Source organism: Azospira restricta (genome assembly GCF_016858125.1).
GTDB lineage: Bacteria > Pseudomonadota > Gammaproteobacteria > Burkholderiales > Rhodocyclaceae > Proximibacter > Proximibacter restrictus.
This window is the reverse complement of record NZ_CP064781.1, coordinates 735,557-757,272: the sequence shown is the minus strand read 5'-3', so window position 1 is coordinate 757,272 and position 21,716 is coordinate 735,557. Positions and strand designations below refer to the sequence as shown.

The window sequence follows — 21,716 nt, the reverse complement described above, 5'->3', positions numbered from 1 at the left end:
TAACGTTGCTCGACGGCGTGAAGCGCCAACGCAAAATCCGTCTTAAAGGCATCGCGCTCCGGAGAAGCGGCAGGCGTGGGGACACGCTGCCAACAAAGTGCGCTAGCCAAGGAAAAGGAAGGGCACGGGTATCAATCTATGAATAGGACGAGATTCGAGCTGGACAACTCTTCTGATCTGAGGGTTATCCATCTGGTCTTTGAAACCAACTTTTCATCAGGGCTGAAACGCATGCGTGGCGGCCCGGGAGAACACGTTTTTGAGATATTTGGACGCTGGTTAGCTAGCGAAGCACCGTTTGTGTCGTTCTCTCGCGTCTACCAAACCTCGCTGACCACGTGGGCTGCGACGACAGGGGACGGCACGCAGATAACGTTCAGCGTGCTCGTCTAGGAAAATGAACGAAGATCGTTTTGATCAGTTGTTGAACGGTAAGCGTCCGGCCGCCACCGGCTTTCGTGCGTGAGTAGATTGATCCAGAGTGGTGCCCACCAAAAAACTGGTGGGGACTACTTTGAGGACAGGCATCTCGAAGGTGAGCCGCAAGGGTTGCCCGGATCATCCGATCGACTTCAAGCGCCGGCTGGCGACATTGGCGTGCGTTGACGGGGTCTCGGTGGCGAAGCTTGCACGGCGCACGGCGTCAATGCCAATCTGCTATTCAAGTGGCGCCGCCACTATCGCGCTGGCAAGTTTGGTGCGCTTGGCACTGCCGCTCCAGTTGCTGGAACGGCGCCGGAAGCTTCGGTGAAACTACTCCCGGCGCAGGCCGCTCCGATGTTGCACCCGCCCGATCCGGGCGTAACGGCGTCTCGGATCGAGATCGTCCTGAACGATGCCACGGTCCGGCTGTGCGGCGAGGTCAGCAGCGCTGCGCACGGTTCCTCGGTGATCTTGCGGTAGCCATAGACACCACCGCTCTCCAGCCAGGACTGCTTGATCAGTCCCGAGAGACGTTGATCTTCCTTCTTTCGGGCCGAGGTCGGATTGGCTTTCCAGACGTAGTAGCCGCTGGGATGCACGACCATCATCTGGTACAGCCGGCGGACAGGGTGCTGCCTTCGTGCGCACGGATGAACGGGTACCTTACCGGGACTCCTTGGCAAAGTACGCGGCGGCCTTTTTAAGAATGTCGCGCTCCTCGGTCATACGGCGCAGTTCGGCCTTCAATTTATGGATTTCAGCGGACTGGCTCTGCGTTTCGAGTCGTTCCGGTTCCGGCACGCTGTAACGCTTCACCCACTCATACAGGCTGTGCTGCGAGGCCCTATTCGGGCCGCAACTTCGGCGACCGGATAACCTCGTTCGGTGATTTGCTTGACCGCTCCAATCTTGAATTCTTCCGGGTAACGATTGCTGCTCATGACACCCCCTCCAAGGGCCCTCTGTTTAAGGCTTCGGAGTGTCTACGGGGGCCGGGGCGACTCAACCCTTATGGCATAATGAAGCAGAAGTTCGGATGAATTGTGGCAGCGTGGCGTTTGAAGTTTGATCTACGGGATAGACATGGCTCAGCGTATGACAAGTGTCAGATTCATCATTTTGTTCGTGGTTGCACTGCTGTGCGGTTGCACAGGAATGGGCGAGCGAACCAGTGACAGCACCAACGGTGATCACAAGGCCGGTTTCATTTCGGGTAGCAAGGCATCGGCAGTCGATCAGCCCGTGATCGTCTTCATCCACGGACTGGGCGGAGACGCCGATACTTGGTTCAACAAACGTTCGGGTGCGTACTGGCCTGCGCTAATCCCCGTCGACAACGAGAATGCGTTCGCTAAGACGGACGTCTTTGTCTATACGTACGATGCCAGTATCCTCAGCAAGCGCACGTCAATCGCAAGCTTGGCGGACGATCTCCATTTTGAATTGCGAGCCCAAGGTATTGATCAACGCAGGCGCATCACGTTCGTCATGCACAGCCTTGGCGGGCTTGTTGCTCGTGCGCTCATTCTGCGGCAGCCGAGCTACGCGGAACGCATCCAACTACTCTATTTCTTCGGGACACCAACGAACGGCAGCCAACTTGCAGACCTGTTGTCCTTGGCAGGCAAGGCAGTACCGGGGGGCATAAGCACCCATGCGCATCAGCTTAAAGAGATGCAGAACGATGACTTCCTTGCCGATCTTGAGACGGCATGGATCAACTCCAGGCTCTTCTGGATTCCGTCGTATTGCGCATACGAGAGAAATTCCGTGTTTGGGGTCGCATTAGTAGTTCCGTTGCGTAGCGCCGCTTCACTTTGCACTCACGCGATCGAGGCGATCAACGAAGACCACTTTGGTATCGTCAAGCCGGCTGACGCTGGCCACAAGTCATATAGGGCACTCGTTCAGGCGTTCCTGGAAACCCAAAGACCACCAAAGCCCGATGCGATGCAAGCAATCCTTGCAGCCATTACCGACGTCTCGCAGCGCGTCGACCAAGTTATTCGCTCGCAGTCGGCATTCGCCAACCGACCCCGCAAGGCCCGTACTGAACTGGCCACGATAGATCCCTCGAAGGACATTTACCTTCAGCTTCGTCTGTTTCCTGGCGACACTGTCCGTCTTCTCGACCCAGTAGCAAACGTTCCAGCCGTCTGCTTCGAGAACCGAAAGGATGGAAAGAAGAACTGCTTGGACAGCAAGAATAGAGAGCTCCAGTTCGATCCAAGGGGTGACGGAGAAACGGTCGTCATGGAGCCACCAAAGGCTGCTCCGTCCACGCCAGCAGCCCTCGAAATCACGTACAAGAGACACGGAGGTGAACCTCGCTATCTAGCCACGCCGGTGCCACTGCTGCAAGCGAAGACAAGCACGAGCACGTCTGACTTTAGCGCGAAGGGAGAGCAGAAGCCGCCGATAGCTGCTGAATCAGTGTGCGACGCGATCCTCGCCAAGACCAGTAGGGCGACATGTGCGCCGGCAGGCGACCAAGGAATTCGTGTCAGCCACCGAGCCAGTTTTCCCGGCGGAAAGGCTTCTTCGGCAGAGATCGCCAGCGAGATTGCGGCTATTGGCAAGTCAATCGATGAACTCGGCCTCACTGGAGAAGCGACCTTTTATGGCGAGGCCTCGGCGAAAGCATTTCCTTGCAGCAAGGCAGAGCCTCTCGTGAATCCGGTAGATCTCCGGAAAGCTATTGAGCCCGAGGTTCATCTAGGCATGAAGAACGCGGCAGGCCAAATCGTCATCGACGAGAGAGTTGTCTGCAACGATCAGGCTAGGATCGGGACTGTCTCAGGAAACTACCTGCTGCGTTTCGCTCGGGCTAAGTGGGTGGCTACCGAGTTGGAGCGGTTCTCGAATAAGCGCATCGTTGCTGCGTCGATAGTGCCAGAGGAACACGGGCTCGCTACTTCCGTTCGCAACGACGACAACCGAGTGCGAGTCGGCATTGACATCAGAATCCGGAGAGACGTTTCTGCTAGCCTTCTTCGCTAGGGGATGAAGTACGGTGAATGAGGAAGAGATCAAGGTCATGTAGGATCCCACGATTATCTAGATTTTTCCCAAAACTCCAGATTTCGTGGGATTTCTTCTCACGTTCAGCTAGAAACCAGGCGGCGTGAACTGGGGGCTGTCGCGTTCTGCGCAGCACGATTCCTGACAACTTGGGCAGTAGCACCTACGAATACAGCCACCTGACCCTTGCGGTGCGGGTGCAGAAAAACAGTTTCCCTCATCGGGAAATTCGACGCCGCAAGCCGGACAGATAATCGTTGCATTGTCGGTTTTGATGCATTCACTCATTTACGTCTCCATCAGTTCCGTTACGAGGTCACCACGCCAAGAATCGACGAATCTTCTTTGCCACAACTTTTAACCACAGACCAAAGCCGCACAAGCCAACGGCAGGTAACCCGCCAACGATCGACTCCGGGATCCACCAAGTCGGAATACCCGGCAACAAATCCGCCAAGGACTGTGGCATGTGAGTCGACTGGGCCGCCGATATCGTCACAGTACTGACTACGGTCGTCGCCAAATGTGCAAGAAGACCTGCAAGAATAAGTGTGGTCCCGAGCCTGAAAAAGACCTCACCGATCGCATTTATGCGCTGCGGTTCGGTGATGAAGTAATCAGCAATTTTGTCGATCATTTCTGGTTTTCTCCGTTGAAGATGGAATGTCCCATGCTACGGGGCAATGACTTTCAGGCCATGCGCTGGCAACAGTTCCTGCAAAACGAACCGACGGTGAACATCGGCAGCCTGCATGAAATGGAACGTCAGTGATTTTTCGGCGTCGTCAATTTCGCATCGCTGGAGCGCTGCGATGTCCTGGGCAAAATGCGCTGGCGCATAGTCCGGGATTGCCTCTGCCTTCTGTTGCCCAAGCATCTTCCCGGACATAAACGCGCTTTGCCAAGCAGCTGTTCGTTCTTCGAGCTTTCCTTCGACCGACAGGATGGTGGCCACTGGCTCGGCGATGGCATCGAAGTCGCGTTGTGCAGCAACGTCCGCATAGAACGGAGCCTGCGCGGCATAGCGGGAGAACATTTCATGCAGCCGCGTACATGCCTCGAAAAACGTCTGCTGATTGCGCCGCTCGCCGGATTCACGGCCGTCGCTGTAGGAAAAACTCCACGTCAGATAGGGGCGGTCCGGATAGGTTGCCACGCCTCCATGACCGAGGCCGAGAAGGTTGGCGGCACCCGCCGCGCGTTGCTCAACGAATGTATGAAATTTCGAAGTCACATAGGCCAGAATTTCCGCGTTCTGGATCTTGGGGGTGATCGACTCAGCATCGATTTGGTTCAAGGGTGACGTAATGCCTGAGAAACCGTAATGCGAGAATGTGTCGGCATAGACGTGAGCTGTGATTCCCATCAGGACGCAGCTATACGGCTCAGCGGCAAGTGACAAGGCGTGATCGACCATCTGGCGGGCGATAGCGCTATCTTTTTGGCAGACCAGCCGCTCTTTCAGAGTGCTTCCTTCGTTCCCAGGAAGGAAATGAAACGGTACCCATACCCGGCGCTGATCGGCAGGATCAATATTCGGAGCCAGTTCGCTGGGATGATGCGCGGTGGCCTCATGATGCAGATAGGCGCCGTCGAACAGCTCGGCGGATACTGCTGACGAATCGTCCACGAACTGCGCTGCTGTCGCGATGGCTTGGGCAACGTCCTGGCGTAATCCGGCAGTTCGCGCCATCGCATAGGTGCCGTAGTAGTGCATGTCCAGCTGCATGACTGAGTTTTCCTTAATTCGCTCCGGGACTCATGGGTCCCGGAGGCGTTGTGACGAGTTGTGCGCGGCGCAAGGCGCTACTTCTCCTTGCGGACGCCCTTGAACGGTTTGCCATCGGCTTTCTGGTCCATGAAACGCCCCGAACCAGAGTCCCGTTTGACCCAATTGCCTGCTGGGGTTTGAGTCTGGGACCGTTGCTTGACAGCACCTACGCGGCGTCCGTCGCCCGACGGAGGATTTTTTGCCATGTTGTACTCCTAGGTAAGATCAACAACGGGCGCGATGGGAGCGCAGCGCTTAACCGCTGCGATGCCATTCTGTGCGCCTTGCTTCGACGTATAGCCCTCCGAATGGGCGATGATCTCGCCATTTTCGGCTTTGAGCCGGAAGTAGTACTGGCCGTTGGTGCCTTTGAAAAGCTCGAATTTGCTCATGATGTCCTCTATGAATTAAATGCTGATTGGTTGCTACGCTGCTTGCCTTCGCTGTTCCTATATCGTTTCACCTCCCTTGTGATATTCTGATTCATTGAAGCCACTGAACCAGATGTTAAAAAAAAGCTACTGAATTCGAAAATACAAAAACTCAACCCCGCCAGACTCTGCGACATCTTCTCTGCGGAGTAAAAAGCCTTGTTCCCACAGTTGTTTAAGCTTGGTGCTCGCATTTGGAAGCTTAAGATCCAATTGCGTCACGGCATCAGCAGCTCTAATTACGGGCACCTTTAAAGCCAACTCAAGAATTTCAGCGTTCCCTTTACTTGGTTGTAAGCCAATGATCTTGTGGCTTCCGTCCCGTCGCCACAAGACTATGGGTTGCTCCTTTTTTTCCGCAGCAGATTCCCAGTTGTCCAAGAGATCTATGTTCTCCAAGTCAACAAGGCAAAATCCTTTGTCTCCCCTGTATCGTCTGGCCAATTCCATGACACTTTCTCTCGGAAAGGAAGCATCTGTCCTTGCGACTCCGTCCAGAGAAATCCGAAAAATCCGCTTTCCAGGGTTGCTTTCAACAACCTGCAGCAACTTTGAAAAAACTTCACGTCCTTCCTCATGTCCCCAACCATTTGGGCTCTCCATGAGGTCTAGAAGCCGGATGTTTTTCGTCATCTCGTTCATTCAATTCATTGAAGCAGAATTACCGGTGCGTGTCAAGACCAAAACTGAAGCAATAGTGAGTACCCCATACTAAGGGCAGCCCCTCCACGCAGAACGTTGTATTGAGTTCGTATTGCCCGTGGTTTGCGGCGAGCTGAATTCTAGATTGGGGGAGTCGCACCTCAACCGAGGCGTTGTACTTGATGGCCTGCTCGGCAGATGTCTTCAGTCCGCAGCCGCGGCCCTGCCCGTGCCTTGAAAGCCCTTCGCGAAATGCGCGAAGCAACAGATGTGCGTCAGACAGATGCTGGAGCGCTGGATATTCCGTGCAAAGCGCCGGACGAAGGGTTTCCATCAGCCCGAGGCCACTATCCGATACGACGACAATAGCCTTGCGACGACGGCCACCGTAGACCTGTAGGGCTGCAAATCCATCGAGCAATGTTGAGCTATGCTGGAAAATGTTGTCGATCAGCTCGCCGAATACAGTGAACGCAACATGACCAATTGTTTTACTGTCTTGAAGGTCTCCGACCGAATGCTCGATGACGTCGGCCAATCTACCGGGCAAAGTTCTATCGCAGCAGCTAGGGTTGATGCGGGCAATCTCAACCAAATCGCTGTTCTGGCCGCGAAAAATACTGGCACCAGATTCTTGTGGACGAGCGGGCAGTACATCAATCCCCCGGGCCAGATGATCAAAAAACCCCAGGCGATTCAGGTATCCCATCGTGCCGGGAAGACCCTCCTGGAAATTGAGGGTAACGCGGCGAGTTGTCGAATCCAACTGATTTGCCAGCGACAGTAAACGCACGCCAGCATCCACCATGACCTTACACCCTACGGGAATATCAAATCTCACCTCGTGGCTGTCTGGTGAATGGGGGCCAATATCCCCCGTAGAGGCAGCGTCGACGTCATGGGCTCGAACCCAGGTCGATGGCAATGAAATGACACAACGCAATCCTACGCTCCATAGTGTGAGCACTACAGAGCGAAGGTTACCCGATTGCCATAATCAGTGCAGTAGCGATCGCCAAAATTTCTGCGCAGTCATTTTTGTCTTCAGAAATATCAAGAGCCGTAGTTGGCTCGTACGGTTAATTGCCGCATGATCCTTTGAGGAGGATGAAACTATGCCCACAGCCCGTTCTACTGCTCGACTCGAAGCCCGAATCAGCAGCGATCTACATGCGATGCTCAAGCGTGCCGCCGAAATGCAAGGGCGCACTATGAGCGATTTCGTGGTTGCCGCCTTGTACGAAGCTGCGTGGCACGCCATCGCGCAGGCTGAGGTTGTTCGTCTGCCTCTGGGCGATCAGGAGTGCGTCGCACAGGCGCTGTTGGCGCCGCCACAACCGTCCCCGGCTCTGAGGCGTGCTTTCACCCGCCGCGAAAAGCTTTTGCGTGTTGGATAAGGTGAAAGATCAGTCAAGGAGAACTGCAATGCAAATGACCGCTTCCGATCTTGCGTACATGAAGGGTGAAGCCGCCGTTCGGCCCGGGGATGCCGTTGCGAGCGCACTGGCGCGCGCCGCCGAATTCGGATACCTCGTGCCGGGCGAGCAACGCAATGCCTTCGTCGCTGGCTTTATGGAAACGCTGCGGCGTGCCCAAGTGTGAGATTCGCGCTCTACTCCGACCTTCACCTCGAACTTTCGCACGATCCGTGGGAACTGCCACCGCTCGACGTCGACATGGTGATTCTCGCCGGCGACATCGGGAAGCATACACATGGCTTGGCATGGGCCGCGAACGTCTTTCGTCATGCCTCAATGCCGCCCCAAATCGTCTACGTCGCGGGAAACCACGAATACTACGATGCCCACCTTGGCATGCTTGCCGAGTTGCGTCGACCGCAATGGAAAATAGCAGGCATTAGCTTTTTGGAATGCGATACGCTGCTGCTTCCCGGGCTACGCGTCCTCGGCTGCACGCTCTGGAGTGGTTTTGATCTTAATGGCATGGACAGATTGTCCGAGCATATGTCGTACGCCAAGCTTGGCATCAACGATTACTGGTTGATTCACGCTGCCGGTGGCAAGGCGCTTCAACCAAGCGATACGCGAAAGCTGCATCAAAAGGCAGTGCGTTGGTTAGATTCCGAATTGGCGCAGCCGTTCGACGGCAAGACCGTGGTTGTGACGCACTTCGCCCCGCATCGCGGTTGCGTGGCTCCGCAGCACCAAGGCAGTGATCTGTCGCCGTACTTCGTATCCGATCTTGCCTGGCTGATGAAGAAACATCGAATCGATGTGTGGTGCCATGGGCATACGCACACCAACAATGATTTTGTCGCTGAAAACGGCTGTCGGATCGTCAGCAACCAACGCGGCTATCCGTATGAAACCGTTGCCGGAGATACCGGATTCCGGCCGGACCTGGTGATCGAGGTGTAGCACGGATCGCCGCTGGAGGAGATATCGACAGGCCACTGCCAGAAGGCTATACGGACTGATGACATAAATTTCGGTCGCTCTGGCAAAATGCGAATGACATTTGTCTATTGCGAGGTACCGAAATGTCTCGTCGTACGAAGATCGATTTGTCGAAGCCAGCGGATATCCGGCGACTGAAGGGCGAGAATCAATCAGATTTCTGGTTTCGCTTTGGAGTTACACAGAGCGGAGGATCGAGGTACGAAGGCGATCGGGAAATTCCAAAACCGGTGAAGATCCTGATGGCTCTTTACCTATCCGGCGTGATCGATGATCAGAAAATAGCCGATGCTTGCGGGGCTGCAGGTGTGAAACGTTAATACGGAGTGTGTCGTCAGGCCTTCGCTTCGACTATGGCATGAGCCTGGCGCTTGCTCAGCTTTCGAACCTGAGCGATCATGGCCAAGTGCTCTTTGCCTGGACGAGTACCACCTTCCCAGTTGTAGACTGTCTGCCCAGAGACATTGAACAGCTTTCCGAACTTCTCCGCTGACAGCTCCAGCCGCTCTCGGTGTGCCTTCAATCTGTTTGGACTCCAACGGATTTTTCCACCATCGATTTCCGGCGCTACCGGCTTCGCTTGCCTGTTCATCTTCGCGAGGCTAGCGACTTCCTTTTGCAGTGCCGCCACTTGTCGCTTGAGCTCGGCGATTTGCGCTCGGTACTGCGCCGACGCCTTCTTCAGTTTCTCTGTTTCACCTCGCACTTCCCGACGCGAGACGCGGGCGATTTCTTCCTTCAGAACGGCAGCGATGTTGGGCATAACTATGGCCTCTGCGGAGTAGGAAGTCGTCATTATGCCGGCTCACTGGCGAGACTCATATTGTGTGAGAGTCATCAATCTGGTTGCCCCTTACTCCGATCAATAGGCATAGCCATGAAATACATGTTGTATCCAACGGATACCTACAGTTATGCGAACGGGGTTTTTCAAGTAAACTTCAAGAGGCGACATTTCGGCCGGCTGGGATCTGCCCACAACGCTCGGAGAATTTAATGCCAGCAGGGCGCGTTGGCAGCTTGGCAGAGCTCCACTAATGCGACTAGTGAAAGACTTGGAAGATGATCAATTTCCCCGTGTTTGAGCAGCTGGAGGTCAACGACTACGGGTTGTATCCGGGAACGAGCGAGCAACCAGGTATCAACATTCACTTCCAACCAGGTCTGACACTTATCTTAGGCGCCAACGGACTTGGTAAAACAACGCTCATCACAATTCTCTATCGCATGCTCGCGGGCGCATACGATTTGCCGAGAGCGACGTTAGAGGCCGCGGAACTCGGCGGAGCCTCGCTCGACGTTAAACCGTTGAATGCCTGGGACAAGGCTTTGTTTGCAAGTCGCGTCCAAGATTTGGCGGCCCATGCCACTGCAACCTTGCGGCTAACGATTGCACAAAAAACCCTTACCATCCGACGGAATCTCAAAGACCTGAGCTTAATCTCATTCCAATACGATAAAGAAAAACCCGTATACGACGAGGCGGAATATCAGAAACTCCTCCCGAAGCTTTCCGGCGTATCCAGTTTCGGTGATTGGCTGCTATTGCTGCGGCACATGGTTTTCTATTTCGAGGATAGGCGAGAGCTGGTTTGGGACGCCTCTGCGCAGCGCCACATTTATAGAATGATGTTCCTTTCCCCTGAGGAAGCCGAAAATTGGTATTCCCGGGAAAGGAGGATTCTGAGCCTAGACAGCCAGTATCGGAACGACACCGCATCGCTAAATCGCCTGAAGAAGCGAATCCTAGCTGAAGATAAGGCACTTGGTGATGAGGCGTCCTTACGTGCCGAGCTAACTTCGTTAACAAGCCTTCAAGAAGAGGATGAAACAAGGCATACCGCGCTTAGCACCGATGCTGACGCTCTTGACGCCAAGAGACATGAATTGCGAAGGAATCTTTTGGCAGCTGAGTTAGATGTGGACAGACGTGCCCGTGCTCTTGAATCAGAAAAGCTGGCACTGCTCAGGAGCTACTTTCCTTCCGATAAGCAGACAGCACAACATCTCTACTCGTTAGTCATCGCACAGAATCATTGCGCCGTTTGTGGCCATGAAGCTCCGGCAGCTGCTGCGGAACTCTCAGAGCGAGTGGCACACCTCAGGTGTATCGTCTGTGGAACTGATCTTGCCCCTGACTCGTCAAGCGGAAATGTTGTTTCGCTCTCAAAAGAGAAAGTGCAATCTCTTTACGAGAAACTAGACGCGGACAGGTTGCGAGTAACCGTATTAAAGAGTGAGCTGGAAAATGTTTCAAAAAAATACGATGCCGTCGCCACCCGTCTAATTGAAACGCGTGCAGACATTGCAGAGCGTGCGAAGCAGATTAGCCGAATCGAAAATGCTTTGCCACAAGGCAACGAGAAGCAGGCCAAAGCAAAATCGGATCTATCAAGCCTCAGTGAAGCCTTAGCCGGTGACAAGGCTGAACTAACTAAGCTCGCGGACTCATTTAGAGACATAGTCGATAAAGCAAATACACGGATACTGCAGCATTCTGATGCAATCAAGAGATCGTTCGCATCATATGCAGGTGGTTTTCTTGCCGAAGATGCTCAACTGAAATGGTCCCCTATAAGCACGACTTTGGGCCAGACCGGTATTGGCAAGGTTTCCTTCCCTGCATTCAATCTCGAGATGAGCGGTTCAAATTTTACGGAACGAACCCCACGGACTGGGCCGCAGGCCGTATCGGAGAGCCAGCGAGAATTTATTGACCTAGCTTTTCGTATGGCGCTGATTCAAGTTGCCGGCGAAGGCACTGGGGGTTCGCTGGTAATCGACGCACCGGAATCGTCACTAGATGCCTTTTTTGTGAAGAGAGCGGCCAGCGTACTTTGCCGCTTTGGGAAACCTGACACGAATAACCGCTTGGTAGTCGCATCAAACCTGATTGATGGGCAATTGCTTCCTGAGATGATTAAAGGCGGCATCACACCAGAGGACAAAAAGCAGCGTCTTGTTAACCTCATGAGCATTGCAATCCCAACTGCAGCATTGCGTGATAATCGCTCGGAATATGAAGAGGAACTACAAAAAATTCTCTCTTCAGGAGGTCTGCATGGATAGCGACCATTCTCCCAGTCGATTGGAACCCGTTGATCAGCATAGGCGATGGCTCAGGATCCTATCAATTTTGGATGCTTGCCATTGGGTCGGTTTAACACCGATTACGACAAACTCTTTGCACGTGATTACATATCTTTCCGAAGTGCTCGCGCCAACTTGGAAGATTGAGCCATTGGATGGCAAGGTACTGAAGCAATCGAAGGCCCCTTACTACCCCACATTGCAGCAGGATGTCGACCGACTTATTGGGATGGGCCTCATCCGGGTCGACAGCTTAGATATCGGGCGTACCGATGACGGCTCTTCTATCTTGCTACCGAGATTAAGCCTCGAGTCAAAACATGCAGAACCAATTTTGACAACCCTACGCGAACTTCCCGGCGAGGGAGATATGCTGGTTTTTTTCCGAGAGGTCGTCGAGGCATTTTCCCGGTTGTCGGACGAGCAAACCCTGACAGCGATGAGTGAAGATGCTACCTACGGGAACCCTGCCGTTGACTCGGGTCAGGTTATTGACCTAGGTGAATGGTTAGGCACTGAGGAAACGGCCACCTCGCACGCCACCGGCAAAATTCGCGAAATCGCAAACGGCGAGATGAATCCTGCCGAAATCATTGACGTTTACGTCAATCACATTGCCTGTCGAGTCAGCCATGGATGACACTAAGCTAGGCCTTTGGAGCCAAGACAATTTGGCCGCTACAGTGCGTAGCTATAATGGGAGTCAATACTATCAACATCTCTCTGAAGAGATACGCTTTGTCCACAGTGTCGCGAAGATCATCAGTATTCGTAGCGCCAAAGATAAAGAAGGCCTCTGTTCGGCGCCATCCCTATACGTCCTGGGTCCAGCTCCCGACGTTGAAGCCGTCACCCTGAAGCGTGAGCCGACCTTCAGCCTTGGGAACGTCAATGTAGCCGGAAAGATCTGGTTCGGTAGCCAGGCTATGAACTCCAGCAGAGGAGTTGCAATCCCCACCAGGGCGGACACTGATGCAATTTTTTCATTCGTCTCAGAAACATTGGTTTCGGGGGGAAGACCTGCTATCTACTTCGATGGATCTCAGAACGCAGCAGCTCTACGCTACTATCCCAAAGGAATAGACGCCGCCGATGATTGCGAGGATATCCTTTTTGGTGGAGCGCACATTGACGCACAAACTCTCAAATGCGTCATGGATAGAATTCATGAGCGCTCCTTAATAACGCCAACTGCATCGTTGCTATCTAGCGGGCTTTGGGCGGATGGTCCGAAGCACTATCCGGTAGAACGGGCTGAGAACGCTATCCAGAGTATTGTAGAGATCGGGCTTGCCCATGCCCTAGGGAATATACGAGTAAAGCGGGAAGGAACCGGCACATTTGGGCGATATGACCTTAGTCTTGTCGAGCAGGATCCATTAGATGCGTCGAAAACCACGAATCACGCTGTTATCGAGCTGAAGATCGTCAAGGCTTTTACAAAAAGTGGGACGAAAGTTTCGGAGACTGCCAACAAAACAGCCATGCTGAAGGGAGTAAAACAGGCGTTCGCCTATCGCGAGGAGCATAAATCGCGCATTTCGGCGCTGTGTTGCTACGACATGCGACCGACGCCATCTTTGCAGAAAATTTCTGAGGACGGGTGTAAACGAGCAAATGATTTTGGAGTGAAGTTTTGGGCCTGGCCATTGTTCTCGACAACGGAGGCCGCACGAAACTGGCTAGCAGAAAACTACCTGAACCAAGCTCCACAGCAGACAGGCGGCGCCTAGCCTCCCGGCAGGACTCGATGGTTAGAGTTTCCTCATAACAATCAGCGTTTCGTCTAACTCTTCTTGACCACCCTGCTGGGCAGATGTTCTCATTGACCGGAAAGATTCCATAGTAATAACTTCGTAGCCCATCGCAGGAGCTAGGTCTGCAAGGATATCCGCTGTCGGCACCGGAATACCGGCGTACTGACTGTCACCAACAACGGCCCATGTTTCTCCCTCTGGTGCGAGCTGCGAACGGAGTCCCTCCAACACCGTTTTCATGTCGCAAAAATACGCGCCGACCATCTCGGGAATCCAGGGACTCCAAAGATCGGTGCGCGCTTCCGCTAATCGCTCAAGCGCCTCTGTCAGTCGATTGGAACCATTCGGGGCCGGTGGAAACTTGCGTTTGATCTGAACGTGGGAGCAGAGGGTCGACTCGCGTAGCGACCGGTTATCTGGCGCTCCCGACAGATACCCCAGCATCCACAACTCAATGTTGTACACATCCGTATAATCGAATGAGTTGGGGTATGGCGGTGAAAAAATCGCTCCGTCAATTTTCCCAATCTTGGCCACCATCTGCCTGCTATCACCTCGAATCAACGTGTACCGTTGCTCTTTTCGGAATCGGTGGGCATGGATTTCGAGAATCGCCTTCTGGGAACGTTCGCAGAAGAGGGTATCAAGCTCCTCGGGCGAGAAAGATCGAGTCGCCCAGTTACGGCGATAGCGGCGGCCCTTACCATTGATAACTACGTTGCTAGCGGCAACCAGCATGCCGCCAAGCTGTATCCGAAAGAAGCGGCGATGGCTCGGATTCGACAGAGCATCAATCGCATCGAGGTAGGCTGCGATTCTGCGCGCAACCGGCTTACTAAAAAGCCATCGTTCCTTATCGTCGGATTCAATAAACGTCGATGGAAGCATTGCAAAGCGCTTCAACGATGGTTTGGCGCTAAAAACTGCCCGCACTATCCGACCCAGACTCCGAACCAGCTCATCTGCGTCATATGAGGAAAGCTTTGCCTCCACGAGATCTGCCAAATACGGATTAACTTCAACCGTAACCGGCTCTATGCCAAGGAATTGGCAAGTAAGTGCCGTCGTGCCAGATCCTCCAAAGGGATCCGCACAGCGCAGGAGATCACGCCTAGAACCTTCGACAGCCTTGGCGACCAACTCTGGGGTGAAGGCTTCTTTGAAATGGTGCCAAGCCTGAAATGGAAGCTCCACGGCACCAGCATTGGTCCCCAACGTCGACACTTCCCGTTTCTGCGTCCACGATTCAAAAGATACGTGCAAAGTATCTGCCTCTTCAGACGACATGATCGTGGCGCTTTCCATGGTATTCCCCTTTTTGGGACAACAGTGGTAACAGTAAAATGACTAGAGTTTTGTTACGTAGCGCGACAGACAACCTTACCGCTCGGAACGGGGATCCAGTATTTCTCGCCATTCCATGTAAATGCCATACACTCGCCAGCAACGATTGCGATCTGACTGGGCGCGATGGCTTTACAGACACTTCGCGGCAATCGATAGAAATAGGCCAGAGCTACTGGAAGCCATTTCTCTCGTAGGCCCCTTTCGTCCATTCCACCACTCGCAAGTGCAATCAACTCGGCCTCCAAGCCTCGCCTACGTGCCACCGCAACCCGTTTTTCATTGACGCGCACCACAAGCCCGGCGTTATAGCATTGGTTCAGCATTTTCACGAAGCCGGTAATCGCCGCTTTCTGCCCTGGCGCATGTAACAGATATCGATCAAGTGCCGCCTGATTCGGTAGCTTCTGCCCCTTGGGGTCCGCGGCAAGGAGCAACGACGCGGCAGGCCGCAACGCCAGTCGCAGCGAGCGTAGCGTCGCCTTACCGGCAGCGACCTTAACAGCGAGTGCCTGTTTGTAGGTGTTGAGCGCCTGAGCCGCCGGTGTTGCAGAAAGCACCGACCCGACGATGGCGTCTATGCGTAGCTGCTCCGAGTTCTCTTCGCGCGCAACGACATCAGGCACAAGTCCTTTCGCTTCGGACAACCACGTCATCGGCAACCGGACACGGCGCAGTCTCTCGGCACCGAAGTGCCACAGCAAACAGCTGTATGTCGGAATTCCTTGCCACTCCCTTTCCATCTCCATGAAGAACGGCAGATAGCGATGGATGGTGATCGCAGCCTTGCGGGCGCCGACGCGAGCCAGCAGCCAAGTGCCGAACTCACCGAACGCATCGGACATGATCCGCATGGAGAGGGCAGATTGGTCCATGGCGAGGCGCTTCCGGAACGTATCCGTCCAGTAGCACTGCTCGCAGGCGGCGCCACTACCCGCCGGCATAGCACTGCCACACTGCAGACATTGGCTCTCTCCGTATTCGACGCACACCCTGCACAACGCACGACCGTCAGGCATCACCTGCAGCCTCCTGTGGCGACGACAGGCGGCGCAGGTGCCGTGATCAGTCCGTGCACACTTGGGACAGAGCCGCTGATCGCCTCCGAGCCGGCGAACCCTCGTCAGCCGCCTCGACGGGGTTCCGCACGCATCGCAGGGCAACGCCTCTCTGAAATGTGGAGCGCACGCGTTGCAGATCGGCCCATAGAGAGTGATCTTGCCGATTTCGTATTCTACTTTCCCGCAGCGGACGCAAGGCTTCGACCTCTCGCATCGCCGGCAGACGACCGAGAGATCGTTCTTCAGTAGCCGCGCATAGTCGCCGCAGCACGGGCATTGGCGACGTTCGAACATGCGCGCATAGCATGTCGAGCAGAAGCGTCTGTTGCCGTGCTTACGATGTGCTTTCGCCATCGGACGCCCGCACTCGTCGCAAAAGGGACGATTGTTTAGCATGGCAACGGCATCCCTGCCTTGCGTCGTAACCTGGCCCACATCCGCATCACGGCGCGGCGGGAGCGCGGCCGCGTAAACGGCGTCTGGCACTTGGCCCTCCGGCGGCTCGCTCCTTCCGGCAGGTTGCAGACGATCTCGTCGAGACAAGCTGGCAGTGGTTTGCGCAACTGGCGAACGGATTTGGCCGTCACCGGAGCCGCCAATGCTGCCGCAAGTAATTCATCCGGTCCGGCGATCATCAAACGCCAAGCGGCTGCGAACAGATCAGCACGTTCGCGAACCGGTAGCAGTTCCAGCGCAAGACCGGTTATTGGCACCGGAAGTGTTTCAGGCGGTACGCCAAGCGCCCGGACAAGCGTAGCCAACATGGCTGATCGACGAAGCGCTGCCACACGCAGCAACCCGACGAACCATCGCGCCAAGCCAAACCATTCGCTTGGATCCAGACATTCTTCGCCATACCGCCCTTCCAACATTGCAAGCGTTTCGCTTGCCGCCACCTGAAAGGCTTCGGCAGACGCATCCGTTCGACTGGATGCGAAGCGCCGCAGATCGAACTTGCAGGTTGCACAGATCGCCAAGTGCGAGTCCTCCGCCACCAGTCGATGCGGTTCGAGCGGTGCGCCACATTCTGGGCATCGATCAATTAGCATCACACCGTGCTTCCGACATGACGTATGCCACGCGAAGCGCCATTGCCTCCGGTAGTAGGGCACCACATCGTTGGCAAGACAGGCCGAGCAGCACTGAAGCCCGCCATGTCGCCGTCGGTTTCGCGAACCGATCGCCAGCACCCACGGCCAGATGGCAAACTCGGCGACCGATCCGCCAGTGACGGTCTGGGCCGTCGGTAGCAAACTCGCAGCCTCGAATACAGCCTCGTCGATACCCGAAACCTCGGTGAGTGCTTGCAAGCGGGTGGGGGAAAGACCGCGGTCCGGATCTCGTGCCCAGACACGCCAACGTGGCCACACAGCATTCGTCAGTATCAGCGGGTCGCAGCCTTGGACGAGGGAAGCGCGCACGAGCCACGACGAGAACAATTCGTCGGGCAACAGACGCACGGGTATCGCCCAACGTTGATTCACGCCGTCACTTCCCGGATGCCCCGTGTAGGGCGCACCCATGCCTTGTCCTCGATTACACCCTTATCGATCTGCTCCTTCCCACTTTCGATCGCCGCCTTGGCACACTCGATCAACAACCGGTGCAAGTCGCCAATGTTGCCGCCACAGACGCTGTGCAGTGCCGCGGCAAGCTCGGGCTGATGCAACCGTGAGGCATGCTTCAGCGGGAGAATTTTTTCGAAGCCGGCGAGCAGCCTTTGAAAGTCTTGGTTGAGTTCCCAGAGCGCCAGGGAAACAACGTCGAAGCGGCTGGCATGCTGGGGATCCGTGTGGAGCACCCGCACAGCCTCGCGCGTACCCACGCCTACGATCGGTATGGCGAGCTCGTTGCAGAGGAGCTTGATTGCGTTCATCACTTCCCGCTGCTTCACGGCCGATCCGGTCAGGAGCGAATGGAATTCATCGATCAGCAAAACTCGTGTGCGACACAGGCGCAGCAGATGGATGACCTGGTAGCGTAGCTTGGATGTCGGATCCGTCGCACGGTAGGGCGTGAAAAACCGCTCCAGGATCGAGATATAGAGCCCTTTTTCGTCGGCGGTGGGCGGAGCCTCGGCAACGATCACCGGCTTGACCGGCTCAGCGTCATCATTGACGTAGCCTTCGCCGTGCAGGTCGCGGAAACGCCGCACGATGGTCGTCTTGCCGTTGTTGGGATCGCCCACGATCAGGAGATTCGGCATACGCGGGCGTGCAGGTTTGTCCATCAGGCCGCGCAGGCTATCGAGGATACGGTTCGCCGCCGGGTACGCGATCCAGCGAGGCTCGTCCATGAACGCCATGCGCTCCTTGTCGCTCAACGCCATGATGTGCCGGAAATCCGGATGGATGTGATCGAAGTTCGTCATGCGATGTCTCCGAAGGCATCTATGTCGCCATCGACCAACTGCGACGACATAGCGGGCAGCGGCTCGCGCGGCTTGGCGGCTGGGGGCGATAGCGGTGAAGCAGGCGAAATTCGTTTCTCGTGCTCCTTACGCCGCTGAGCCTGGCGGCGCGCCTTCTTGGTTTTCTCCTGGGCTTCCTCAACCTTGCTCCTGAGCTCGGTCACCGCTCGCAAAATCTGTCGCTCGTCGACGCTCTTGGCCCCTTCCTTCTTGAGTTGCTCCTTCGCGGCTTGGAGCTCCCAGATACTGATTGACGGCAAGGACTGGTCGGCGAAAGGAATCTTGAAGTACTGATTGATGTCGGGATCGCGGAACCAAATCGCGCTGACATCGCGCGGGTCGCGGCGGAAGATGAACTCCCGCTTTTTCTTCCGATCGTCCGGATCCTGAGCGTTGATCCAGGGGCGCAGCGCCTCGGCATAGTAGGTCATCCCGTCGATGGTGACGCCGAAAGTCTGCACGGTGCGCCGGAAGGCGGGCAGGAAGTCCAGCAGGATCGTCAGACGATCGGCGGGACGTGGTGGAAGTCCAACACCCGGCGTACCGCCTTCACCGAATATCCCGTTCTCCCATCGCTTCCGCGGCGCCATCCCGATGCCGGCATGCAGGCGCTGATGGTAGACCTTGCAGATCAGCGTCACGAGCCATTCCTCGAACTCCGACTTGGTCATCGCAGCGTGCTTCTCGGAGTCGTAACCCTCCTTGTCCTTGATCGACGAAAAGGTCGTTCCCGGCAGATCGTGAATTTCCTTAAGGAAGGTACCCAGCATGCGCTCAATGTGGCCGCCGTAACGCGGTTGCCTCACCGGCCGGAACTCCAGATGAATTCCGTAAGCAAGGCATGAGCGCTGGAAGTTGTTGGAGCGGAAGTCCGCGCCGTTGTCGACGTGAATAGTCCTCGGTCGGCCCCATACCGGCCAATCCGCCTGCACCTTATGCAGCAGCAACCACTCGTCTTTCGGAAGCATCGAATGTGCGACACACATTGCGACGGAGGTTTCCGAGGGCGGATCGAAGGACAGGTAATAGCCCGTCACCATGCGGCTATAGATATCCATCGCCAGCGTGATCCACGGCCGGCCGATGGGCTTGCGGTAGACGTCGTCGACGAGAATGATGTCAGCTGGTGTGTGGTCGATCTGCACGACGGCGAGAGGGTAATCCGCGTTCGGAAAGCTGCCGGCGGCCGGAAGGAATTTGTTCTTCGCCTTCTCTCTGAAACCGCGACCGCGCAAGTGGGCGCGTTCAGGAATACTGGCGATGCGCGCGCGGATTGTGCTCGGGCTGGGTAGAACGATGCCGCGCTCTTCACAGCGACGCTTCACTTCCACGATAACCTTCTGAGGCGTCGGCCGTTGCTGCGTCAGATAGTAGTCGTTGATCACCTCTCGAATCACCTCCTCAGCGGACGGAGATATTCGTGTGTTGCCAGCCTTCCATCCCCGCTTCTTGGGAATCAGAGCAGACACGTCACCATACGCTCGGTAGCGCTGCAGCCAGCGGTATAGGGTTGAGGCGTCGACGCCCACCTCCCCAGCCCGCTGTTCGACTTCGTATCGGCCCGGTGCCAGCACTGTAACCAGCGGCTTGATCGCGGCAAAGCGGCGCTCGGCAATGATCCAATCTTCATCGGCGATTTCTGAGAGATCTACTGCAGCCGGAGGAAGCGCATTGTCGAGCGGTCGTAGCTCCGCAATTCGTAGCGGTGTCACCCGGCCGGATTCGACGTCGATCCCAAGCGCGGATTCGAAATCGAGAACTTGAGAAATTCGATAGACCTTCCCACCGCTTTGCACCAAGCAGCCCAGTTGGACGTCGACGGCGCAGCGGATTGGCTCGAACGCCTCTCGGAGAACCTCCGGATCGTTATGCTGATTCATCGGTCGGAACCCATAGTTCGGTGAATTCAGTAAGCGGCTTGTGGATGTCGCAATCCAATCGCCGAGTCGCCAGTAGATGCCATATATGTGCGACACCCTCGGACCGATAGATGCCCATGAAGTGTCGCGCAAGCAGGTAATGGAGAGCCGACGACCCCATGCGCCGAACCGTTTCAACGACCATGCGGCTTTCCTCCGCGGGGAATGCCATCCGCCGGTAGGGATCGAGGAAGCGGATATTGGTCAGCGCCTGGTCACGGATACGCGATTCGTCGCAAATGTGGAAGCTCCAACCCTGCTGTTGTGCGTAACGCCATGCGGCTTTCCACTTCGGTAGCCAATCGCGCCAGCGGCGATGCCATTCTGCAGCTGGCTTCACCTCAACAAGAGCCGGTCTGGGGTAATCCGGATACGCGCGATCACCGAGGCGATAGTAGACCAGGTAGTCCGGTGTGTATTCGAACGCTCGCCCGTCTCGCGAGACAAAGGGGACGCGGCAGGGCTGAGGAATGACGTCGAGGACGGTGACACTCCACTCGGTGCGGATGAGGAAATCCCGTTCCAGGGTCGATTCAAAAGGAATGGCCGCCTCACCACGGAACACGTACACTCCCGAGACGCTGCGGCGCGTAGGGCCGATCTTGCGGGTCTGGCTAGGAACGGGCATAGGTCAATCGCAGCTATTTCGATCAATAAGGAATGCAGTCGCGCTTATTTGCATGATTTCCATCGCAACAATTTCTCCAATACTGACCGCTGTGGCCCGAATTTGCGATGACATTGTCGCAGCTATTTCAAAGAGTAACAGCGGCAGCACGCCGCGTCCGGGCGAGATCTCGCTCGCGCACCACGGCGTGCTGTTCCTCGACGAGCTGCCGGAGTTCGACCGGCGCGTGCTCGAATCGCTCCGCGAGCCGCTGGAGAGCGGCCGCATCCACATCTCGCGCGCGGCGCGGCAGGCCGAGTTCCCGGCGCGCTTCCAGCTGGTCGCGGCGATGAATCCGTGCCCCTGCGGCCACCACGGCGCGCCGTCGGGCCGCTGCCGGTGCACGCCGGAGCAGGTCGCGCGCTACCGCGGCAAGCTCTCCGGCCCGCTGCTCGACCGCATCGACCTCTGCATCGAGGTGCCGGCAGTGCCCGCCGAGTCGCTGCAGCAGGCGCCCGACGGCGAACCGTCGCAGGTCGTGCGCGCCCGCGTCGCCGCCGCGCTCGTCCGCCAGCACGCGCGCCAGGGCAAGCCGAACGCGCAGCTGGCGCCGCACGAGATCGACGCCCATTGCCGGCCGGACGCCGCCGGCGCCGCGCTGCTGCAGCAGGCGGCGGCGCGGCTGGGTCTGTCGGCGCGCGCCTTCCATCGCGTGCAGAAGGTGGCGCGGACGATCGCCGACCTCGCCGGCGCGGACAGCATCGCCGCCGCGCACGTCGCCGAAGCCGTGCAACTGCGCCGCCAGGCAAGCCAGGAGTAAGCG

General features: G+C 56.2%; 21 protein-coding genes and 1 pseudogene. 9 read left to right on the top strand and 13 right to left on the bottom strand.

What is annotated here, in order from left to right; genetic code table 11:
* Nucleotides 1-881 precede the first annotated feature (881 nt).
* Nucleotides 882-1,364, bottom strand: a pseudogene (locus tag IWH25_RS18980) (transposase); the annotation flags it as partial.
* Between the two features lie 142 nt (nucleotides 1,365-1,506).
* On the opposite strand from IWH25_RS18980, the gene IWH25_RS03560 reads away from it, so the two are divergent.
* Nucleotides 1,507-3,423 (top strand): esterase/lipase family protein, encoded by a 1,917-nt coding sequence (locus IWH25_RS03560; protein WP_203387984.1) that lies wholly within the window; start codon nucleotides 1,507-1,509, stop codon nucleotides 3,421-3,423.
* Nucleotides 3,424-3,760: 337 nt separating this feature from the next.
* On the opposite strand, the gene IWH25_RS03555 is transcribed toward IWH25_RS03560, so the two are convergent.
* The 5 genes from IWH25_RS03555 to IWH25_RS03535 all read right to left on the bottom strand — a co-directional run bounded on the left by IWH25_RS03555 (nucleotide 3,761) and on the right by IWH25_RS03535 (nucleotide 7,081).
* On the bottom strand, nucleotides 3,761-4,081 hold the full coding sequence (locus IWH25_RS03555; protein ID WP_203387983.1) for a hypothetical protein: 321 nt from the start codon (nucleotides 4,079-4,081) through the stop codon (nucleotides 3,761-3,763).
* Between the two features lie 36 nt (nucleotides 4,082-4,117).
* On the bottom strand, nucleotides 4,118-5,173 hold the full coding sequence (locus tag IWH25_RS03550) for a DUF6765 family protein (RefSeq protein ID WP_203387982.1): 1,056 nt from the start codon (nucleotides 5,171-5,173) through the stop codon (nucleotides 4,118-4,120).
* A gap of 257 nt (nucleotides 5,174-5,430) precedes the next feature.
* Nucleotides 5,431-5,607: a YegP family protein gene (locus IWH25_RS03545; protein WP_203387981.1), complete on the bottom strand. Its 177-nt coding sequence runs from the start codon at nucleotides 5,605-5,607 to the stop codon at nucleotides 5,431-5,433.
* A 126-nt stretch (nucleotides 5,608-5,733) separates the two neighbouring features.
* Nucleotides 5,734-6,288, bottom strand: coding sequence for a hypothetical protein (locus IWH25_RS03540; RefSeq protein ID WP_203387980.1), 555 nt, complete (start codon nucleotides 6,286-6,288; stop codon nucleotides 5,734-5,736).
* 19 nt (nucleotides 6,289-6,307) lie between these two features.
* Complete coding sequence (locus tag IWH25_RS03535; RefSeq protein WP_203387979.1) at nucleotides 6,308-7,081, bottom strand: hypothetical protein; 774 nt, start codon at nucleotides 7,079-7,081, stop codon at nucleotides 6,308-6,310.
* A gap of 322 nt (nucleotides 7,082-7,403) precedes the next feature.
* On the opposite strand from IWH25_RS03535, the gene IWH25_RS03530 reads away from it, so the two are divergent.
* From IWH25_RS03530 to IWH25_RS03515, 4 genes are all read left to right on the top strand, one after another.
* Nucleotides 7,404-7,685 carry a type II toxin-antitoxin system TacA family antitoxin gene (locus IWH25_RS03530; protein ID WP_203387978.1) on the top strand — a complete coding sequence of 94 codons (282 nt, stop codon included), beginning with the start codon at nucleotides 7,404-7,406 and terminating at the stop codon, nucleotides 7,683-7,685.
* 28 nt (nucleotides 7,686-7,713) lie between these two features.
* Nucleotides 7,714-7,890: a hypothetical protein gene (locus IWH25_RS03525; RefSeq protein ID WP_203387977.1), complete on the top strand. Its 177-nt coding sequence runs from the start codon at nucleotides 7,714-7,716 to the stop codon at nucleotides 7,888-7,890.
* Nucleotides 7,887-8,666 (top strand): metallophosphoesterase, encoded by a 780-nt coding sequence (locus tag IWH25_RS03520; RefSeq protein ID WP_203387976.1) that lies wholly within the window; start codon nucleotides 7,887-7,889, stop codon nucleotides 8,664-8,666. The genes IWH25_RS03525 and IWH25_RS03520 overlap by 4 nt, the downstream gene beginning before the upstream one ends.
* Nucleotides 8,667-8,788: 122 nt before the next feature.
* Nucleotides 8,789-9,025: a helix-turn-helix domain-containing protein gene (locus tag IWH25_RS03515; protein ID WP_203387975.1), complete on the top strand. Its 237-nt coding sequence runs from the start codon at nucleotides 8,789-8,791 to the stop codon at nucleotides 9,023-9,025.
* Nucleotides 9,026-9,039: 14 nt separating this feature from the next.
* Here the strand turns inward: IWH25_RS03515 and IWH25_RS03510 are convergent, their stop codons facing one another.
* On the bottom strand, nucleotides 9,040-9,468 hold the full coding sequence (locus tag IWH25_RS03510; protein WP_203387974.1) for a helix-turn-helix domain-containing protein: 429 nt from the start codon (nucleotides 9,466-9,468) through the stop codon (nucleotides 9,040-9,042).
* Between the two features lie 299 nt (nucleotides 9,469-9,767).
* Between IWH25_RS03510 and IWH25_RS03505 the strand changes: the two genes are divergently transcribed.
* From IWH25_RS03505 to IWH25_RS03495, 3 genes are read left to right on the top strand one after another with little or no spacing between them, the layout of a single operon-like run.
* The gene (locus IWH25_RS03505; protein WP_203387973.1) at nucleotides 9,768-11,774 is read left to right on the top strand and encodes a hypothetical protein; all 2,007 of its coding nucleotides are present in this window, start codon (nucleotides 9,768-9,770) and stop codon (nucleotides 11,772-11,774) included.
* The gene (locus IWH25_RS03500; RefSeq protein ID WP_203387972.1) at nucleotides 11,767-12,435 is read left to right on the top strand and encodes a hypothetical protein; all 669 of its coding nucleotides are present in this window, start codon (nucleotides 11,767-11,769) and stop codon (nucleotides 12,433-12,435) included. Before IWH25_RS03505 ends, IWH25_RS03500 begins: the two co-directional genes overlap by 8 nt.
* Nucleotides 12,428-13,528 carry a hypothetical protein gene (locus IWH25_RS03495; RefSeq protein ID WP_203387971.1) on the top strand — a complete coding sequence of 367 codons (1,101 nt, stop codon included), beginning with the start codon at nucleotides 12,428-12,430 and terminating at the stop codon, nucleotides 13,526-13,528. The genes IWH25_RS03500 and IWH25_RS03495 overlap by 8 nt, the downstream gene beginning before the upstream one ends.
* A 21-nt stretch (nucleotides 13,529-13,549) precedes the next feature.
* Here IWH25_RS03495 and IWH25_RS03490 read toward each other — a convergent pair whose 3' ends face one another.
* From IWH25_RS03490 to IWH25_RS03465, 6 genes are all read right to left on the bottom strand, one after another.
* Nucleotides 13,550-14,857, bottom strand: a complete 1,308-nt coding sequence (locus tag IWH25_RS03490; protein ID WP_203387970.1) for a hypothetical protein — start codon at nucleotides 14,855-14,857, stop codon at nucleotides 13,550-13,552.
* Between the two features lie 53 nt (nucleotides 14,858-14,910).
* Nucleotides 14,911-15,771: a hypothetical protein gene (locus tag IWH25_RS03485; RefSeq protein ID WP_203387969.1), complete on the bottom strand. Its 861-nt coding sequence runs from the start codon at nucleotides 15,769-15,771 to the stop codon at nucleotides 14,911-14,913.
* A 575-nt stretch (nucleotides 15,772-16,346) separates the two neighbouring features.
* Nucleotides 16,347-17,480, bottom strand: a complete 1,134-nt coding sequence (locus IWH25_RS03480; protein WP_203387968.1) for a TniQ family protein — start codon at nucleotides 17,478-17,480, stop codon at nucleotides 16,347-16,349.
* The gene (locus IWH25_RS03475) at nucleotides 17,438-18,328 is read right to left on the bottom strand and encodes a TniB family NTP-binding protein (protein WP_203387967.1); all 891 of its coding nucleotides are present in this window, start codon (nucleotides 18,326-18,328) and stop codon (nucleotides 17,438-17,440) included. Before IWH25_RS03475 ends, IWH25_RS03480 begins: the two co-directional genes overlap by 43 nt.
* Entirely contained in the window at nucleotides 18,325-20,247 is a 1,923-nt protein-coding gene (locus IWH25_RS03470) for a Mu transposase C-terminal domain-containing protein (RefSeq protein WP_203387966.1), read from the bottom strand. Before IWH25_RS03470 ends, IWH25_RS03475 begins: the two co-directional genes overlap by 4 nt.
* Nucleotides 20,234-20,914 (bottom strand): heteromeric transposase endonuclease subunit TnsA, encoded by a 681-nt coding sequence (locus IWH25_RS03465; RefSeq protein ID WP_238998991.1) that lies wholly within the window; start codon nucleotides 20,912-20,914, stop codon nucleotides 20,234-20,236. The genes IWH25_RS03470 and IWH25_RS03465 overlap by 14 nt, the downstream gene beginning before the upstream one ends.
* On the opposite strand from IWH25_RS03465, the gene IWH25_RS03460 reads away from it, so the two are divergent.
* On the top strand, nucleotides 20,829-21,713 hold the full coding sequence (locus tag IWH25_RS03460) for an ATP-binding protein (RefSeq protein WP_420827043.1): 885 nt from the start codon (nucleotides 20,829-20,831) through the stop codon (nucleotides 21,711-21,713). The genes IWH25_RS03465 and IWH25_RS03460 overlap by 86 nt on opposite strands.
* Nucleotides 21,714-21,716: the final 3 nt, after the last annotated feature.

Excerpts from the sequence above, each read along its gene's own strand:
- IWH25_RS03560 (WP_203387984.1), top strand. The coding sequence starts at position 1,507 with ATGGCTCAGCGTATGACAAGTGTCAGATTCATCATTTTGTTCGTGGTT.
- IWH25_RS03555 (WP_203387983.1), bottom strand. The coding sequence starts at position 4,081 with ATGATCGACAAAATTGCTGATTACTTCATCACCGAACCGCAGCGCATA.
- IWH25_RS03550 (WP_203387982.1), bottom strand. The coding sequence starts at position 5,173 with ATGCAGCTGGACATGCACTACTACGGCACCTATGCGATGGCGCGAACT.
- IWH25_RS03545 (WP_203387981.1), bottom strand. The coding sequence starts at position 5,607 with ATGAGCAAATTCGAGCTTTTCAAAGGCACCAACGGCCAGTACTACTTC.
- IWH25_RS03540 (WP_203387980.1), bottom strand. The coding sequence starts at position 6,288 with ATGAACGAGATGACGAAAAACATCCGGCTTCTAGACCTCATGGAGAGC.
- IWH25_RS03530 (WP_203387978.1), top strand. The coding sequence starts at position 7,404 with ATGCCCACAGCCCGTTCTACTGCTCGACTCGAAGCCCGAATCAGCAGC.
- IWH25_RS03525 (WP_203387977.1), top strand. The coding sequence starts at position 7,714 with ATGCAAATGACCGCTTCCGATCTTGCGTACATGAAGGGTGAAGCCGCC.
- IWH25_RS03515 (WP_203387975.1), top strand. The coding sequence starts at position 8,789 with ATGTCTCGTCGTACGAAGATCGATTTGTCGAAGCCAGCGGATATCCGG.
- IWH25_RS03510 (WP_203387974.1), bottom strand. The coding sequence starts at position 9,468 with ATGCCCAACATCGCTGCCGTTCTGAAGGAAGAAATCGCCCGCGTCTCG.
- IWH25_RS03505 (WP_203387973.1), top strand. The coding sequence starts at position 9,768 with ATGATCAATTTCCCCGTGTTTGAGCAGCTGGAGGTCAACGACTACGGG.
- IWH25_RS03500 (WP_203387972.1), top strand. The coding sequence starts at position 11,767 with ATGGATAGCGACCATTCTCCCAGTCGATTGGAACCCGTTGATCAGCAT.
- IWH25_RS03495 (WP_203387971.1), top strand. The coding sequence starts at position 12,428 with ATGGATGACACTAAGCTAGGCCTTTGGAGCCAAGACAATTTGGCCGCT.
- IWH25_RS03490 (WP_203387970.1), bottom strand. The coding sequence starts at position 14,857 with ATGGAAAGCGCCACGATCATGTCGTCTGAAGAGGCAGATACTTTGCAC.
- IWH25_RS03485 (WP_203387969.1), bottom strand. The coding sequence starts at position 15,771 with ATGGACCAATCTGCCCTCTCCATGCGGATCATGTCCGATGCGTTCGGT.
- IWH25_RS03480 (WP_203387968.1), bottom strand. The coding sequence starts at position 17,480 with ATGGGTGCGCCCTACACGGGGCATCCGGGAAGTGACGGCGTGAATCAA.
- IWH25_RS03475 (WP_203387967.1), bottom strand. The coding sequence starts at position 18,328 with ATGACGAACTTCGATCACATCCATCCGGATTTCCGGCACATCATGGCG.
- IWH25_RS03470 (WP_203387966.1), bottom strand. The coding sequence starts at position 20,247 with ATGAATCAGCATAACGATCCGGAGGTTCTCCGAGAGGCGTTCGAGCCA.
- IWH25_RS03460 (WP_420827043.1), top strand. The coding sequence starts at position 20,829 with ATGGCCGCCTCACCACGGAACACGTACACTCCCGAGACGCTGCGGCGC.
- IWH25_RS03465 (WP_238998991.1), bottom strand. The coding sequence starts at position 20,914 with ATGCCCGTTCCTAGCCAGACCCGCAAGATCGGCCCTACGCGCCGCAGC.